Source organism: Brachybacterium sp. J153 (genome assembly GCF_036311905.1).
GTDB lineage: Bacteria > Actinomycetota > Actinomycetes > Actinomycetales > Dermabacteraceae > Brachybacterium.
In genome coordinates this window covers 1-13,163 of the sequence record NZ_JAZDCH010000001.1, presented here as the reverse complement: position 1 = coordinate 13,163, position 13,163 = coordinate 1, and the positions used below count along the sequence as shown (strand labels likewise).

At 63.9% G+C, this 13,163-nt stretch carries 2 protein-coding genes and 3 rRNA genes; all 5 read right to left on the bottom strand.

Annotated features, from left to right (window positions below; translation table 11 throughout):
• Positions 1 to 45: 45 nt before the first annotated feature.
• Positions 46 to 6,267, bottom strand: coding sequence for an Ig-like domain-containing protein (locus V1258_RS00025; protein WP_329747777.1), 6,222 nt, complete (start codon positions 6,265 to 6,267; stop codon positions 46 to 48).
• A 254-nt stretch (positions 6,268 to 6,521) separates the two neighbouring features.
• Positions 6,522 to 7,529, bottom strand: coding sequence for a polyprenyl synthetase family protein (locus V1258_RS00020; RefSeq protein WP_329747776.1), 1,008 nt, complete (start codon positions 7,527 to 7,529; stop codon positions 6,522 to 6,524).
• Positions 7,530 to 7,854: 325 nt separating this feature from the next.
• Positions 7,855 to 7,971 (bottom strand): 5S ribosomal RNA (rrf, locus tag V1258_RS00015).
• Positions 7,972 to 8,083: 112 nt separating this feature from the next.
• A 23S ribosomal RNA gene (locus tag V1258_RS00010) occupies positions 8,084 to 11,143 on the bottom strand.
• A 367-nt stretch (positions 11,144 to 11,510) separates the two neighbouring features.
• A 16S ribosomal RNA gene (locus V1258_RS00005) occupies positions 11,511 to 13,029 on the bottom strand.
• The 16S, 23S and 5S rRNA genes sit together here, the layout of an rRNA operon.
• Between the last annotated feature and the right edge of the window lie 134 nt (positions 13,030 to 13,163).

Genomic DNA, 13,163 nt, shown 5'->3' with positions numbered 1-13,163 from the left:
GGGAGAGAGGTCGGAGGAGGTCGAGGACGCGTCGACGGAAGATCATCAACCCTGGTAGGGATGTGTGCCGACGGCCTTCCCGTCGAGGTACACGGTGAAGCTCTTGTCGGGGTAGCCGTACAGGAAGTCGTACCCGCCGTCGTCGTAGGTGCTCCAGGTGCCATCGGCGTTGGGCTTGACCGTGATGTTGTAGCCCCAGTCCGCGCCGGAGCCGCCACCGCTGGGGTTCGTGTAGAGGGTCATGTTGTACGTCTTGTTCGGATCCAGATCCGAGACCTTGATGTTCACCTGACGGCAGTACTGCGAGGTGCACGCCGGGGACTTCGTCTTGAACGCGCCCCAGACGACCGAGCTCTTCGGATCCGGCGGCACCCAGGTCTGCGCCTTCTGCGTGTGCTTCTTCGTGCCGCTCGTGAGGCCCTTGCCGTTGACGACGCGCGCCTCGATCGTCTTCGAGGAGCCGGAGGCGACCGTGAAGGTCTTCGAGTAGCTGGTCCCGGAGTCCTGCCAGGATCCGCCGTCGATTCGGACCTGAAGAGTCTTGCCACCTCCGCCGCCATCCCCTCCGTCGGCCGAGGCCGTCAGCTTGATCGTGCAGTCGTTCGCGCCGGTGCACTTTCCTGCGCTGCCGCCGACGGTGGGACCCGCGGGAGTCGTGTAGGGGGTCACCGAGTTGGATCCGCTGGAGAGCTCGCTCTCGCCGCCTTGGAAGCGGTTCTTCGCCTGGACCTTGAAGGAGTAGGCGGTCCCGTTCTTCAGGCCCGAGATGCGCGTGGACGTCGTCGAGGCGTCGACGGTCTTCGAGCCACCGTTCCAGGAGATGACGTACTCCTTGATGTCCGTGCCGTTGCCGGTCGCCCCCTCCCAGGAGACGTCGACCCGGCCGTCCGGGCCGCTGCCTGAGTTCGGGTCCGGCAGCGAAGCGCTCACGCTGGTGGGAGCCGTCGGCACCGCCCACGGGGTGACGGCATTGGAGGACTTCGAGGAGCCGACGCCGTTGCCCACCGAATTCACACCGAGGTACGTGAAGGAGTGGTCGGAGTTCGCGTCCAGCCCGTAGAAGGTCGCCTTCGTGGAGCTCGCGTCGACGGTCTGCGAGGAGCCGGACGACGCGGTGACGACGTACTGGGTGATCGGCTCGCCGTTCGCCTCGGCCGTGGTCATCTCGGGCCAGGTGACGGTGATGCCGCCGCCCTTGGGGTCGTTGATCCGCTCGGCGGTCGGTGTGCCGGAGGGCGCGGCGGGACGACCTGCCGGGTGCTCCGCACGCGACCAGTCGGACCAGTCCGAGGGCTCGTCGGCCAGGTTGTGCGCACGGACCCGGAACCGGTAGTCGGTGCCGTTGGTGAGCTCGCCCCATGTGATCTGGGTCGACCCCGCCTCGACCTCACGGGTCTGCAGGTCGCCGGTCGCGGTGTTCTGCATCTGCAGCTCGTAGCGCTGGATGGCGGAGCCGCGGTTCTCGGGAGCGGTCCAGGCCACGCCGAGCTCCATGTCCCCGCGGGTCGCGCGGGGCGGGGCGGGCTTCTCGGGCCGGACGTCCGGGCGGGCGACCGCGGACGCCGCGGAGGTGTCGGACTCCCCCACCTCGTTGATCGCGATGACCTGGAAGGAGTACTCGACGTCGTTCTGCAGTCCGGTGATGGTGCAGGAGGTCGAGGCGCAGTCCTGGGAGACGGACGGTCCGCTCGCCGAGGTGACCCGGTAGCCGGTGATCGGGGCGCTGTTGTCGGCGCCTGCGGTGAAGTTCAGCTCGACCTGCTGGTCGCTGACGTCGCCGATGCGCGGCGCCGAGGGGGGCTCGGGCCGGCCGCGCACGTTCACCGTGATCGTGCCGGTCGCCATCCGATCGGGGTCCTCGGTGTCGTCGAGCACCTTGTACTGGGCGGTGAGCACCCCGTGGAAATCCGCGTCGGGCGTGATCGTCACCTGGTTCCCGTCGAGCACCACCTCGCCGGTGCCGTTGACCCGGGTCGCCTCGGTGACGGTGCGCTCCCCGCCGGGGAACGGGTTGGAGTCGTTGCGGAGCACGTCGATCGTGTCCGTGCGACCCGCGTCGATGTCCACCGTGTCATCGACCGCGGCGAGCAACGGCTGCTTCGATCCGCCGACGACGACCTGCACCGTCGCGGACACCGGATCGTTGGTGCCGTCGGTGACAGTGACGGGGACGTCGACGGTGGTGCCCTTGGGCGCCTTCGACGTGGCCTTCGCGGTGACGACGGACCCCTCCATCGACACGGTCACCTCCGCCGTCGAGCCCTCCGGCTCCCCGAGGGCGTAGGTGAGCTCATCCCCCTCCGGATCGGAGGCTCCCGGGGCGACGTCGACCGTGGAGGCCGGACCGCCGATCTCGACCTCGAGGAGCGTCCCCTGGAAGGTCGGCGGGAGGTTGGTCTCCTCGGCGATCACGCGGACCGGGATGGCCAGGGTCGCCGTCGCGGCCGTCGGATCGCCCAGCTCGCCGTCGGTCACCTCGACGGTGATCGTGTCGTTGCCCGAGTAGCCCTCGGCCGAACGGTACTCGAGGGTGCGGTCTCCCGTGACCAGCTGCGAGCCGTCACCGTGCTCCGCGACCACGAGGGAGGGGTCGGTGATAGTCGCGGGCTGCCCGCCGGGACGGACGCGGACGTTCGCGGGATCGCCCAGGTCGATCGGGGCCGTCGCACCGGCCTGCACCTCGACGGGCTTCCCCACCCACACGGGCGCCTGCTTCGCCGTGCCGGGAACCCAGATGTAGCCGGCCGACTCGAGACCGTCGACGTCGGTGATGACGTAGCGCAGCCGCTGCTGCTCCTCGGTCGGGGTGATCCGGACGATCCCGTCCTCGCGGAGGGTCGCGGACTCCCCCGCCCCCTCCAGACGGACCTCGAGGTCGCCCGCGGCCCCGTCGGGGTCGGAGTCGTTCGCGAGCACGTCGACATCGACGAACTCCGTCTCGGGGTCGAGCACATCGGCCGCCTCGACGAAGTCATCGCGAGCGACGGGGGCGCGCAGCGGGGCGTTGGGATCGACCTTCACGGTGATCGTCGCCGAGCTGCTCAGCTGCCCGTCGCTCGCGCTGTACAGCACGGTGTGGGTGCCGGGCTCGGCCGGGGTGACGACGCTGACGGCGCCCTCGTTGCGCTCCTCCTTGGCGGGGATCAGCTCGATGCCCGACATCGCCTCGACATCCTCGCGGACCACCGACAGCGGTGCCCCCTCGGGGTCGGTGTCGTTGTCGAGCACGGGGATCTGCACCTCGCGCTCGGGACGCACCTCCACGGTGTCGTCCACGGCGTACGGCGGCTGGTTCAGCTCATTCGGCTGGGCGACGCCGACGAGCACCTCCGCGGTGCCGATCGCGCCGAAGCGATCCATCACCTGGTACTGGAAGCGGTCCGTGCCGGAGGCGTCGGCATCCGGGGTGTACTCGATCCACTCGCCGTTGGCCTCGGTGATCTCGCCCAGCTGCGGCATCGGGCTGGTGATGCCGGTGAGCAGGACCGAGTCACCGTCGGGGTCAATACCGGTGGTGGCGATCGGGATCCGCACGGGGGTGCCGGCGACCGTGCGCGCGGTGAGGTTCTCCGGCCGCGGCGGCGTGTTCGGGGCATCCGCGGGGATGATGTCGATCGTGGTGCGGGCGGATCCGTTGCGGCCGGTCTCGTCGACCACCTGGTAGGTCAGCACGACCTCGCCGGAGGCGTCGGCGTCGGCGCTGTAGCGGACGCGGTCCTGGTGCGGTTCGACATTGCCCTTCGCATTGGCGGACTCGACGTTCAGCAGCCGGCCCAGATGCAGCTCCGAGGACGTCGGGGAGACGTCATTGGCGAGCACGTCGATGTTCACCATGTCCCCGGCGCGGACCACGGACCGGTCCGCGACGGCGATCGGGTTCGCGAACTGGGTGTCGGTCTTGGCGACCATGACACGGAGCGTGCCGGTCGTGCTGCCCGCGGAGTTCGCGACCTCGTAGGTGATCGGCTGCGGCTCCTCGGCGACGACGGCACCGGGCTCGGCCTCGACCTTCACCAGGTGGTGGCCGATGATCGTGGCCTTGAGCCCGCTGTCCTCCGGCACCGAGATCGAGTTGATCACGAGCACTCCGCCCGTGGGGTCGACGTCATTCTCGAGCGGGTCGACGAGCGTGTCCGCGCCCGTGGTCACGGTTCCCGTGTCGTCCACGGCGACGGGAGCGAGGTCCTCGCTGGACGGTTCGACCACGTCCACGCGGATGATGCCGAGCGAGGCGGTGCTCGATCCGGCGCCGGCGACCGTGTACTCGAGGTAGTAGGTGCCCGGGGCCGAGCTGGTGACGTTCACCGTGCCCGCCTCGAGGGCGGCGTCGACCTCGAGCCCGTCGGTCTCCGAGACGTTGGTCAGCTCGAGCTCGCCGCCGTTGGGGTTGAGGTCGTTGACGAGCGGCTTGATGGTCGTGGTGCGACCGGCGACGACGCTCATGTGGTCGCCCGTGGTGATCGGGGCGAGATCGGTGTCGGTGACCGCCTCGACGTCGATGTGCGCCTCGCCGACCATCCCCTTCTCGTCGCGGAAGGTGAGCTGGACCTGCTTGGTACCGGTCGCCAGGCCCGCATCGTTGAAGGTGATGAGCCCATCGGGCTGGAAGGTGACGACGTCCTCGGGTTTGGTCGTCGCGTTGGTGAGGTAGAAGGCGTCCCCGTCGGGATCCTCCCAGTAAGGGAGGATGTTGACGCTGACGTCCTGGCCGGATCGCACCTGGACCTTGGTGATGCCTTCCGTGACGGGCTGCGGTGCACTGTTCTCGGTGTCCTCGCGGACGTCGAGGGTGACCGTCGCAGTGTCGGTCCCGCCGCGGCCGTCGTCCACCAGATAGGTGAAGCTCGCTGAGCCCGTCGCGTCCTCGTTGACCGCGATCTGCAGCTGCGTCCCCCCGCGGATCGGGGTCACGGTCCCGATGCCCGGCTGTGCGCCCTCCACCCGGGCGGTGAGGATGTCGCCGTCCGGGTCGGTGTCGTTGCGGGCCACCGGGAGGACCACGTTCTTGCCGGGCCGCACCCCGAACTCGTCATTGTTCGCCGTGGGGGCGCGGTTCTCCTCGTCCCGCTCGGCGGCGATGTTCGTGATGGTGGTGCTGAGGGTCTCCTTCTCCTTCTGCTCGGAGGAGGAGGTCTGGATCTCCTGGGTGATCTCCCAGTTGTCCACGATCGCCATCGCATCCATGATCTCCCAGGACAGGCCGAAGCGCTGGTCGTTGAGGATCACCAGCTCGTTGTTGACCCGGAGGGAGAGGTCCGCCTCGCTGTCGACGTCGGGGATGGTGTCCGCCGCCGCCTCGTGACCCTCGCAGGCCCGGACGTAACGGTTCGACCCGTTCCACGCCGCGTAGGCACAGCCCCGCGCCTGGGCGGGCTGGACGGGGGTGCCGGTGCCGCCGGCGGGCTCGACCTGGGCCTCGCCGCCGTCGAAGGGGATCGTGAAGAGGGAGTCCTCGGTCGCGAGCACGAAGTGGTCCGAGGCCGCACTCGGCTGCTGCAGCCTGATCGCCTCGGGCTCGTAGTTGGTGACGCCGTAGTCGGCGAGGCTGTAGCGCGCGACCTTCGTGCCGACGCGGAGGAGTCGGTTCTCCCGGTCGAGGATCACCGGCTGCTCCCCGACGGCGGTCAGCTCGAGCATCTCCTGCGAGCCGGAGAGGTTGCCCACCTCGATCGGCTTCGCCGCCTTGGCGTCGCGGGTGTCGGTGGTGCGCTCGAAGCGCAGCAGCGTGGTCCCGTCGAGCACGAAGACGGTGCCCTCCGTGCTCACGGTGACGAGCGGGACGGAGCCCTCAGCGGTGTACGCGGGCTCGGCGCCGGAGGGAGAGAAAGCAGCAGCCTCCTCGGGCGAGAGGATCCAGACACGCCCGTCGGCCGCGGTGATCGCCACGCGGTCGTCCCCGAGCGCCACGGTGCTGCCGAGCGGGAGCTCGACGAGACCGCCGCGCTGCACGGAGGCGGTGTTGATGGGCGTGAGACCGCGAGCGCCGGTCTCGAAGACGATGTTCCCCGACTGCAGCAGATCCAGATCGTCGCCGCTCTGGTTGAGGCGGGCATCCAGCTCGCCGGCGTCCACGTTGAGCCGGCCCATGCGGGCGTCCTGCTCGCTCATCACCCAGACGCCGCCGTTGGAGACTTCGACCTCGGAGGAGGTCAGTCCCTGGTAGTTGATCGCGAAGCCCGTCAGGACGAGCGCGGCGACCGCCAGCACTGCAGTGGTGACGACAGTGGTGCGGCGACGTCTGCGCTGCGGTCCCGCGGCGACGGACATAGTGGTACCCCCAGAGACATGAACGACATGCTGTCGTGGACCAGCAGTGACCCCCACTGCTCCCCTGCGAGACGTCCCGGAGGCCGACTCTGCGTGCCACACGACGTCCACAGGGTACTCGTGAACACCTGTCGACGCCACGCGGGGCAAGTCACGTCGACGGGCCGGGGCAGGTCACCGTCGATTCACAAGCTCGCGCCCAGAGCTTCGGGGGAGGAGTCCGCGAGAGCCGTCATGCGCTCCCCTGCGGCGGGTCAGCGACTGCGGTCGACGAGGCTGCGGGTGAACTCGACGAGAGCGTCGCGAGCGGGACCGGCGGGGAGCTCGAGCAGGATCCCCACCGCCTCGTCCGCCGTCCGCGCCGCGAGGCGACGAGTCTCCTCCAGGGCAGGGTCCTGCCGCAGCAGCTCGACGAGCTCCGCGAGTTCCTCGTCGCTCGAGAGATCAGCGCCCAGCCGGTCGACGATAACCTGGGCGGCCGGATCACCGGTCTCCGCAGCGCGGCGACGCACCAGGAGGGTCGGCATGGTGGGCACGCCCTCGCGCAGGTCGATCCCGGGCGTCTTGCCGCTTGTGGCGCTGTCGCTGGTGAGGTCCAGAACATCATCCGCGAGCTGGAAGGCGACCCCGACCTTCTCCCCGTACCGGGCCATGACCTCGTCCGTGCCGGCAGGCGCACCGGACAGGAGACAGCCCAGTCGACCCGCGAGGGCGAGCAGGGAAGCAGTCTTGTCGGCGAGCACCGAGATGTAGTGCGCGAACGGATCGTCCTCCGCCCGGGGGCCGACGGTCTCGTGCAGCTGGCCGAGGCACAGCCGCTCGAAGGTCTCGGAGTGCAGGCGCACTGCCTCGGGGCCGATGCGCGCGCTCAAGCCGCTCGCACGGGCGAAGAGGAAGTCACCGGTCAGGATCGCGACGTTGTTGCCCCACAGCGCATGGGCGCTCTCGGCCCCGCGACGGGTGGCAGCGGAGTCCATGACATCGTCGTGATAAAGACTCGCCAGGTGGGTCAGCTCGACGAGGACCGCCGAGTCGAGGACCTCTTCCCGGCTGATGTCGCCGAACGAGGCGGCGAGAAGGACCAGCATCGGGCGCACCCGCTTGCCGCCGGCATCCATCAGGTGGCGTGCAGTCCACCGCACCATGTCGTCGGAGGTGGCCACGGAGTCGCGCAGGCGCTCCTCGATCGCCTCGAGCTGCTCGAGGATGGCCGAGGCGAGCTGGTCATCGATGTCGGGGATGACCGGCAGCGTGGACGGCATGACGCTCCTGGGTGGATGTGTGCGGACGGGCCCGCTCCCTGCTCGGGAGCGCTGCCGTGACCGCGGGACGGAACGGCTCGGACGCATGTTGGATGCGACCCGGCTACGACGTATCAGTCTACCGTCGCGTCGGCTCCCGCCGAGTGCGGAGGTGCCGAGGTCACCGAGGACACATCGCGCGGTGGAGCAATTCGAATCAGCCGGCTCCGCCCCAAGACGCCGAAACCCGACCACGCGAAGAGATCCGCGTTCGGGCATAAAAAAAGGGAGTGGGAGGAGCGAAACCCCGAAAGGGTCTCCAGCTCACTCCCACTCCCACAAAGATGTCCGGCGGCGACCTACTCTCCCACACCCTCCCGAGTGCAGTACCATCGGCGCAATCGAGCTTAGCTTCCGGGTTCGGAATGGAACCGGGCGTTTCCTCGACGCTATGACCGCCGTAACACTATGAGACACAACCAGCCCACACACCACCACCCACACAGGGCGACAGTGGCAGGGATTGCTTCCCCAGAACCACACAGTGGACGCGAACACTCACAGCAAAAGAAGTGTTGAATAAGTCATCGGCCATTAGTACCAGTCAGCTCCACGCATTGCTGCGCTTCCACATCTGGCCTATCAACCCAGTGGTCTACTGGGGGCCTCTCACACAAAGTGCATGGATATCTCATCTTGAAGCAGGCTTCCCGCTTAGATGCTTTCAGCGGTTATCCCTTCCCAACGTAGCCAACCAGCCATGCCCTTGGCAGAACAACTGGCACACCAGAGGTCAGTCCATCCCGGTCCTCTCGTACTAGGGACAGGTCTTCTCAAATATCCAACGCGCGCAGCGGATAGGGACCGAACTGTCTCACGACGTTCTAAACCCAGCTCGCGTACCGCTTTAATAGGCGAACAGCCTAACCCTTGGGACCAACTCCAGCCCCAGGATGCGACGAGCCGACATCGAGGTGCCAAACCATGCCGTCGATATGAGCTCTTGGGCAAGATCAGCCTGTTATCCCCGGGGTACCTTTTATCCGTTGAGCGACACCCATTCCACAATGAGGTGCCGGATCACTAGTTCCTGCTTTCGCACCTGCCCGACATGTCTGTCTCGCAGTCAAGCTCCCTTGTGCACTTACACTCAACACCTGATTACCAACCAGGCTGAGGGAACCTTTGAGCGCCTCCGTTACTTTTTGGGAGGCAACCGCCCCAGTTAAACTACCCATCAGACACTGTCCCTGATCCGGATCACGGACCGAGGTTAGGAATCCAGAACGACCAGAGTGGTATTTCAACAATGACTCCACACTCACTGGCGTGAATGCTTCCCAGTCTCCCACCTATCCTACACAAGCCGTCCCGAACACCAATATCAAACTATAGTAAAGGTCCCGGGGTCTTTCCGTCCTGCTGCGCGTAACGAGCATCTTTACTCGTAATGCAATTTCGCCGAGTTCGCGGTTGAGACAGTGGAGAAGTCGTTACGCCATTCGTGCAGGTCGGAACTTACCCGACAAGGAATTTCGCTACCTTAGGATGGTTATAGTTACCACCGCCGTTTACTGGGGCTTAAATTCTCAGCTTCGATCCGAAGATCTAACCGGTCCTCTTAACCTTCCAGCACCGGGCAGGCGTCAGTCCGTATACAGCGTCTTACGACTTCGCACGGACCTGTGTTTTTAGTAAACAGTCGCTTCTCCCTGGTCTCTGCGGCCCTCACCGCTCTCACGGTTCGGGCCCCCCTTCTCCCGAAGTTACGGGGGCATTTTGCCGAGTTCCTTAACCACGATTCTCTCGAACGCCTTGGTATTCTCTACCTGATCACCTGAGTCGGTTTAGGGTACGGGCGACCGTATTCGTCACGCCGGAACTTTTCTTGGCAGTACAGGATCACTCACCTACGCCCATACGGGATCCCCATCACGTCTCACCCAATACGGCACCGCATTACCGGTGCTCGGGCTGCTCGCTTAGACGGACTATTCCATTAAGTCCGCGGAAGCTACCTCTCTGCGTCATCCCTCGCGCTGACCTACTACAACCTTGGTTCCCAGCCTCATCAACCTCCACGCCCCGAAGGGCATGGGGAAGACTCGGGTGGTTAGCATCGACTGCCTCGGTATGGGTCCTCCTACGATCGGTTCGGGAATATCAACCCGATGTCCATCGACTACGCCTGTCGGCCTCGCCTTAGGTCCCGACTAACCCAGGGCGGATAAACCTGGCCCTGGAACCCTTGATCAATCGGCGGACGGGTTTCTCACCCGTCTTTCGCTACTCATGCCTGCATTCTCACTCGTGCAGCCTCCACCACTGGGTTCCCCCGCGGCTTCGCTGGCTGCACGACGCTCCCCTACCCATCCAGACAAAAATCTGAATGACACAGCTTCGGCGGTGTGCTTGAGCCCCGCTACATTGTCGGCGCAGAATCACTTGACCAGTGAGCTATTACGCACTCTTTCAAGGGTGGCTGCTTCTAAGCCAACCTCCTGGTTGTCTAAGCAACTCCACATCCTTTTCCACTTAGCACACGCTTAGGGGCCTTAGCTGATGTTCTGGGCTGTTTCCCTCTCGACTATGAAGCTTATCCCCCACAGTCTCACTGCTGCGCTCTCACGTATCGGCATTCGGAGTTTGGCTAAGGTCAGTAACCCGGTGGGGCCCATCGCCTATCCAGTGCTCTACCTCCGACACGAAACACGCAACGCTGCACCTAAATGCATTTCGGGGAGAACCAGCTATCACGAAGTTTGATTGGCCTTTCACCCCTATCCACAGGTCATCCCCTCCATTTTCAACTGAAGTGGGTTCGCGCCTCCACGCGGTCTTACCCGCGCTTCACACTGCCCATGGATAGATCACTTCGCTTCGGGTCTAGAGCCGGCGACTGAACGCCCCGTTCAGACTCGCTTTCGCTACGGCTACCCCACACGGGTTAACCTCGCCACCGACCACTAACTCGCAGGCTCATTCTTCAAAAGGCACGCCGTCACCCCTCAAGGCTCCGACGGATTGTAAGCGCACGGTTTCAGGTACTATTTCACTCCCCTCCCGGGGTGCTTTTCACCTTTCCCTCACGGTACTTGTCCGCTATCGGTCACAAGGTAGTATTCAGGCTTACCAGGTGGTCCTGGCAGATTCACACCGGATTTCACGGGCCCGGTGCTACTCGGGAACAGCGTCACGCCGCACATCGGTTTCGTCTACGGGGGTCACACCCTCTACGCCGTCGCACTCATCACGACTTCGACTACCGCTGCACGTCCACGTCGATGAGCCGGCAGACCCATCAGACACGTCCCACAACCCCTGACCTGCAACCCCTGCCGGGTATCACACAAACCAGGTTTAGCCTCTTCCGCTTTCGCTCGCCACTACTCACGGAATCACTATTTGTTTTCTCTTCCTGCGGGTACTGAGATGTTTCACTTCCCCGCGTTCCCTCCACACCACCTATACATTCAGTGGCGGGTACCAGGGCATGACCCCTGGTGGGTTTCCCCATTCGGACATCCTCGGATCACAGTTCGGTTGTCAACTCCCCGAGGCTTTTCGCAGACTCCCACGTCCTTCTTCGGCTCCTTGTGCCAAGGCATCCACCGTGCGCCCTTTACAACTTAGGCAACACAACAAAGACCAAAATCTTAAAAATTGCTTACAAGATGCTCGCGTCCACTATGTAGTTCTCAAGAAACAACCCCACACCAACCCCCACCACCCACACAGGCAGCAAGAATCAGGGAGGACCAGCCACACACCCACCCAGCATCCCGAAGGACCCTCAGCAGGCCGCGTGCAGCCTCACAACCCAATAGCGTGTCTCCACCTCAAACCACCCGAACAACCACACGTTCCAGACCCCGAAGAGTCGTACTAGCGCAGCCCTGCCGGCCGGCGAAGCGCCCATCCGTTGATGTTCCACCCTTGAGCAACCACCCCCACCACACTCGGGCAGGAAGATGGCCACCAATCATTGGTGATGCTCCTTAGAAAGGAGGTGATCCAGCCGCACCTTCCGGTACGGCTACCTTGTTACGACTTAGTCCCAATCACCGATCCCACCTTCGACAGCTCCCTCACGAGGATGGGCCACTGGCTTCGGGTGTTACCGACTTTCGTGACTTGACGGGCGGTGTGTACAAGGCCCGGGAACGTATTCACCGCAGCGTTGCTGATCTGCGATTACTAGCGACTCCGACTTCATGGGGTCGAGTTGCAGACCCCAATCCGAACTGAGGCCGGCTTTTTGGGATTCGCTCCACCTCACAGTATCGCAACCCATTGTACCGACCATTGTAGCATGCTTGAAGCCCAAGACATAAGGGGCATGATGATTTGACGTCGTCCCCACCTTCCTCCGAGTTGACCCCGGCAGTCTCCCATGAGTCCCCGCCATTACGCGCTGGCAACATGGAACGAGGGTTGCGCTCGTTGCGGGACTTAACCCAACATCTCACGACACGAGCTGACGACAACCATGCACCACCTGTGCACCAGTCCGAAGAAAACCCCATCTCTGGAGTCGTCCGGTGCATGTCAAGCCTTGGTAAGGTTCTTCGCGTTGCATCGAATTAATCAGCATGCTCCGCCGCTTGTGCGGGCCCCCGTCAATTCCTTTGAGTTTTAGCCTTGCGGCCGTACTCCCCAGGCGGGGCACTTAATGCGTTAGCTACGGCGCGGAAAACGTGGAATGTCCCCCACACCTAGTGCCCAACGTTTACGGCATGGACTACCAGGGTATCTAATCCTGTTCGCTACCCATGCTTTCGCTTCTCAGTGTCAGTAATGGCCCAGAGACCTGCCTTCGCCATCGGTGTTCTTCCTGATATCTGCGCATTTCACCGCTACACCAGGAGTTCCAGTCTCCCCTACCACACTCTAGCCTGCCCGTACCCACCGCACGCCCGAGGTTGAGCCTCGGGTTTTCACGGCAGACGCGACAAGCCACCTACAAGCTCTTTACGCCCAATAATTCCGGACAACGCTTGCGCCCTACGTATTACCGCGGCTGCTGGCACGTAGTTAGCCGGCGCTTCTTCTGCAGGTACCGTCACTTTCGCTTCTTCCCTACTGAAAGAGGTTTACAACCCGAAGGCCGTCATCCCTCACGCGGCGTCGCTGCATCAGGCTTTCGCCCATTGTGCAATATTCCCCACTGCTGCCTCCCGTAGGAGTCTGGGCCGTGTCTCAGTCCCAGTGTGGCCGGTCGCCCTCTCAGGCCGGCTACCCGTCATCGCCTTGGTGAGCCGTTACCTCACCAACAAACTGATAGGCCGCGAGTCCATCCCCCACCGAAAAACTTTCCAGTCACCACCATGCGGTGAAGACTCGTATCCGGTATTAGCCACGATTTCCCGAGGTTATCCCGAAGTGAGGGGCAGGTTACTCACGTGTTACTCACCCGTTCGCCACTAATCAGACCGTGCAAGCACGGTCGTCATCGTTCGACTTGCATGTGTTAAGCACGCCGCCAGCGTTCGTCCTGAGCCAGGATCAAACTCTCCATGAAAACATAGAAAAAATCCTGACAAACAACAAACAACCAGCATATAACTGCTAATCATCCGTATAAAATGTTTGCCAACTTAAAATATTGGCATCAACAAACAGACACGCTATTGAGATATCAAGCAACACGCGCAC